Annotated in this window: 4 protein-coding genes and 1 tRNA gene; 3 read left to right on the forward strand and 2 right to left on the reverse strand. The window is 54.0% G+C overall.

Going from position 1 to position 3792, the window contains the following annotated elements:
• Positions 1-73: 73 nt before the first annotated feature.
• Complete coding sequence (locus tag D8U69_RS19095; protein ID WP_130907910.1) at positions 74-595, reverse strand: cell envelope protein SmpA; 522 nt, start codon at positions 593-595, stop codon at positions 74-76.
• A gap of 320 nt (positions 596-915) precedes the next feature.
• Here D8U69_RS19095 and mgtE point away from each other — a divergent pair, with 320 nt between their 5' ends.
• Positions 916-2358, forward strand: coding sequence for a magnesium transporter (gene mgtE, locus D8U69_RS19100; RefSeq protein ID WP_056852548.1), 1443 nt, complete (start codon positions 916-918; stop codon positions 2356-2358).
• 100 nt (positions 2359-2458) lie between these two features.
• Here the strand turns inward: mgtE and D8U69_RS19105 are convergent, their stop codons facing one another.
• The gene (locus tag D8U69_RS19105; protein WP_003178899.1) at positions 2459-2785 is read right to left on the reverse strand and encodes an Arc family DNA-binding protein; all 327 of its coding nucleotides are present in this window, start codon (positions 2783-2785) and stop codon (positions 2459-2461) included.
• A 109-nt stretch (positions 2786-2894) separates the two neighbouring features.
• On the opposite strand from D8U69_RS19105, the gene D8U69_RS29515 reads away from it, so the two are divergent.
• Together D8U69_RS29515 and D8U69_RS19110 are read left to right on the forward strand one after the other, a co-directional pair.
• Positions 2895-3068 carry a hypothetical protein gene (locus D8U69_RS29515; protein WP_177336550.1) on the forward strand — a complete coding sequence of 58 codons (174 nt, stop codon included), beginning with the start codon at positions 2895-2897 and terminating at the stop codon, positions 3066-3068.
• Positions 3069-3405: 337 nt separating this feature from the next.
• Positions 3406-3482 (forward strand) — tRNA-Arg (locus tag D8U69_RS19110).
• Positions 3483-3792: the final 310 nt, after the last annotated feature.

Genomic DNA, 3792 nt, shown 5'->3' on the forward strand with positions numbered 1-3792 from the left:
AGTACTCGGCTACGAACCGAGCGGTCACAGGTTCGAATCCTGTCGAGTGCACCATACAACAGAAAGCCCGCATTTAATGCGGGCTTTTTGCCGTCTGGGATTTGGCTTTTCCCTTCGTACATCCTCTTTCATCGAACTCGATATGTGCACTCCGGCCTCGCTTGGTTTCGTAGCGATAGCTTGTGCTCGAATTGCGAATACTGATCTTGTCTGGCTTGCCGAGTGCGCTCTCGACATCCTGCTGGCTCATGCCGGCGACAACCCGTTGATTGATGATCGCCTCGCGTCGCTCTCTGGCACTGATCAGATTTCCGCATCCGTCTTCGCTCTTTCCAACAATCGTTGGTTCGCCCCTTTTGCTATTGGTTCGAGAGACGCGGCGAGTCTCGGGCCCTGGCAGCAGGGCGATTGGCTCGTCGGTTGGTATGTGCGTACGGACTTCCTGTATGGAGCGGCGTTCGCTGGCTGCGCAGCTTAGGGTGGTGTAGGTGATGCGGCCGTCGTTTGCTTCGCATCTATGAATGGTGGCGGCGGGGACCCAGGGTGCGGGGCAGAGCAGGGTGAGCATTAAGAAACGGCGCGCGTAGGCTGGCATCAAGCGTCCTCCATGACGATTTCTTTTAAGCGTAGCCGTCACCTTTTGGCCGAGTGGTGTGTTTTCTTTTCAGGATGCGTCGTCGTAAATTGAAGGGTCAGGACAGTGCTCAAGTTTGTCTTGCAAGCGCTTGTTTCAGCCGCGATTTTTTAACATTTCAATCCGCCAAGCGGTGTATGATTGCGCCCGTCAGCCCCGCCGGGGCTTTTGGATTACTTCCATGGACTTACCCAGTAGTTACTCAATACCCCGTTTTTCCAATCATGAATTGACTGATTGATCCTTCCGGCGCGCCCCGCTGCTGGGAGTGGAGCTCGCCTATGTCTGAAGTTGAAGTAAAGAAAACACAAGAAAGCTTGCAGGACCGCCTCGCTCAAGTCGTTGAGCTGTTGCAGCGTCAGCGAGTGGTTGAAGATCTGACCCACCGCCAGGAAGGCCCGCATCACGACCGGGTCGAGAACCTGGTTCACCGGCAAAATCTCGTCGAGTTGCAACGCAAGCTCGATGATCTGCACTCCGCCGACGTCGCCTATATCCTTGAAGCTCTGCCGCTGGACGATCGCCTGACGCTATGGCAGCTGGTCAAGGCAGATCGCGACGGCGACATTCTCCTCGAAGTATCCGATTCGGTCCGAGAAACCCTGATCGCCGACATGGACGATCACGAGCTCTTGGCTGCGGCCAAGGACATGGATGCTGACGAACTTGCTGACCTGGCTTCCGAGCTGCCGCGAGATGTCGTCCATGAGCTGATGGAGACCCTGGATAACCAGCAGCGTGAACGTGTACGGTCCGCCCTTTCCTATGATGAGGAGCAAGTTGGTGCGCTGATGGACTTCGAGATGGTGACGATCCGTGAGGATGTCAGTCTCGAGGTGGTACTGCGTTATCTGCGCCGCCTCAAAGAGTTGCCTGGCCACACCGACAAGCTGTTTGTTGTTGATTACGACGGCGTCCTCAAAGGTGTTTTGCCTATCAAGCGCTTGCTGGTCAATGATCCGGACAAGCAGGTTTCTGAAGTCATGGCCAGCGATCCGGTGAGCTTTCATCCGGATGAAGATGCTTATGATGCTGCTCAGGCGTTCGAGCGCTACGACTTGATTTCAGCGCCTGTCGTTGACAAGAACGGCAAGCTCATTGGCCGACTGACCATTGATGAAATGGTCGACCTGATTCGTGAAGAGAGCGAAAGCGAAGTTCTCAACATGGCGGGTCTGCGCGAAGAAGAGGACATATTTGCGTCAGTCTGGAAGTCTCTGCGCAACCGCTGGGCCTGGCTGGCAGTGAATCTGATTACCGCTTTCGTTGCGTCTCGAGTGATCGGTCTGTTCGAGGGGTCTATCGAGAAGCTGGTAGCGCTGGCGGCGTTGATGCCGATTGTGGCGGGTATCGGTGGTAACTCAGGAAACCAGACCATCACCATGATTGTTCGCGCGATGGCGTTGGACCAGGTGAGTACCGGCAATACTTCGCGGCTGATGCGCAAGGAATTGGCTGTTGCGCTGATCAATGGCGTGATCTGGGGTGGGGTAATTGGTGTCGTTGCTTATCTGCTCTATGGGAGCTGGTCCTTGGGGGTGGTGATGACGGCCGCCATGACGCTGAACCTGCTCCTTGCAGCGCTGATGGGGGTTTTGATTCCGATGACTCTGGTGCGACTTGGGCGCGATCCGGCGATGGGTGCCAGCGTAATGATCACCGCCATGACCGATAGTGGCGGCTTCTTCATTTTCCTCGGGTTGGCGACCATATTCCTGCTTTAGTTTTTCTCTCTCGAAACCCGCCAATTGGCGGGTTTTTTATGCCTGTAATTCCGGGCAAAAAAAAGCCAGCGGCTAAGCTGGCTTGGATATTCAGGATTACTCAGGAGGCGTCTGCAGCCATCTCGGCGTCATGAGCAATCAGCGAAACGAGTGCGTTTTGCTGGCGGTGGGAAAGCTGGCGGAAGCGCTGCAACAGTTCGCGCTCGTGCAAAGAAAGCTCTGGGCTGTCCAGGCGCATGCTCAATTCTTCGCCCAGCGCGCCTTCCTGAATCAGGCTCTGTTCGAGACGCGCGATGATTTCAGAGTTCATACTGCGATGATGATTGCGAGCCACTTCGGCAATGCGTTCACGCATTCCGTCTGGCAGACGTACGACGAACTTGTCAGCCGTACGGCTGGAATAAATTGCCTGTTTCAATGGGCGCATATATTTAACCGGTTAGTTCAGGGGAGCGGTTCTCGGGATTGGCCGCAGGATGTCAGTTAGGACAAGCGTTGCAGCCAAATGTTCAACCTGAATTGATGAGGCTCGCATCATGCCTCAAAGCAGCCAGATCATTGGCGTCAATTCTGTGACAAATATTGAACTGGATAAAGGCGTTCTGCCAGCACCAATTGTCAGAAATGCGGACTGGTTGGAAGTTGCCAGCACCGCTTTGCTGATCGCGTCCTCTGCTCATCAGCAGGTGTGCAATGACCTGACGGCATGACGAGCGAATTCAGTCACTGGTCCTTACCTTAACAAGGATAGTGGCAAATGGCCGATTTACTAGAGGTAGGGCGGTTCTTAGGCATTTTTAGGATGGGTGGCAGCTTGATTAATGGTGGGCAGGGGTGTCTGCTTTTTACGGCAATGGCTAGCTCCGCTCTGCTTTGCCGGCATGGCGATGCTTATGGAGGTCTGAGGTTGGGGCTGTAATTAAGGCTTCCTGCTATTTAGAGGGCGTATGCCTACACTTAAAAAGCAAAAGGACGACATGACAAAGTCTGGCTTGGTCGTTAACATGCTGGCCGTCCATCGCTTTGCGTATCTTCGCTGGCAGCAGTGTCTCAGTAGCTCAATTGGATAGAGCATCCCCCTCCTAAGGGGAAGGTTGGCAGTTCGAACCTGCCCTGGGACACCATATCTCCTCTTTCTCTTCCTTGGCCTGGCAATCGCCGGCGTCTGTTTTGCCTTGTCTCTTCTGTGCGCGTGACCTCTTCTATATAGAAGCGGGCGGTTTTTCTTGGGTTTGGCCCTTGAATGACAGAAAACTCAAATCAACGCTTGACGGCAGATTTCAGGTGTCTATAATTCGCCCCACTTCCGGCGCAGTCGAAACGGAAAACTCCTTGGTAAACAATGAGTTACGCAGTTTTCGATAGCAAGTTGCTTCAGGTCATCGAAGCCAGAAGGAAGTTGAAAAAAGAGGTGTTGACAGCAGCGTGTAACGC

The organism is Pseudomonas sp. Sample_16, assembly GCF_004307665.1.
GTDB lineage: Bacteria > Pseudomonadota > Gammaproteobacteria > Pseudomonadales > Pseudomonadaceae > Aquipseudomonas.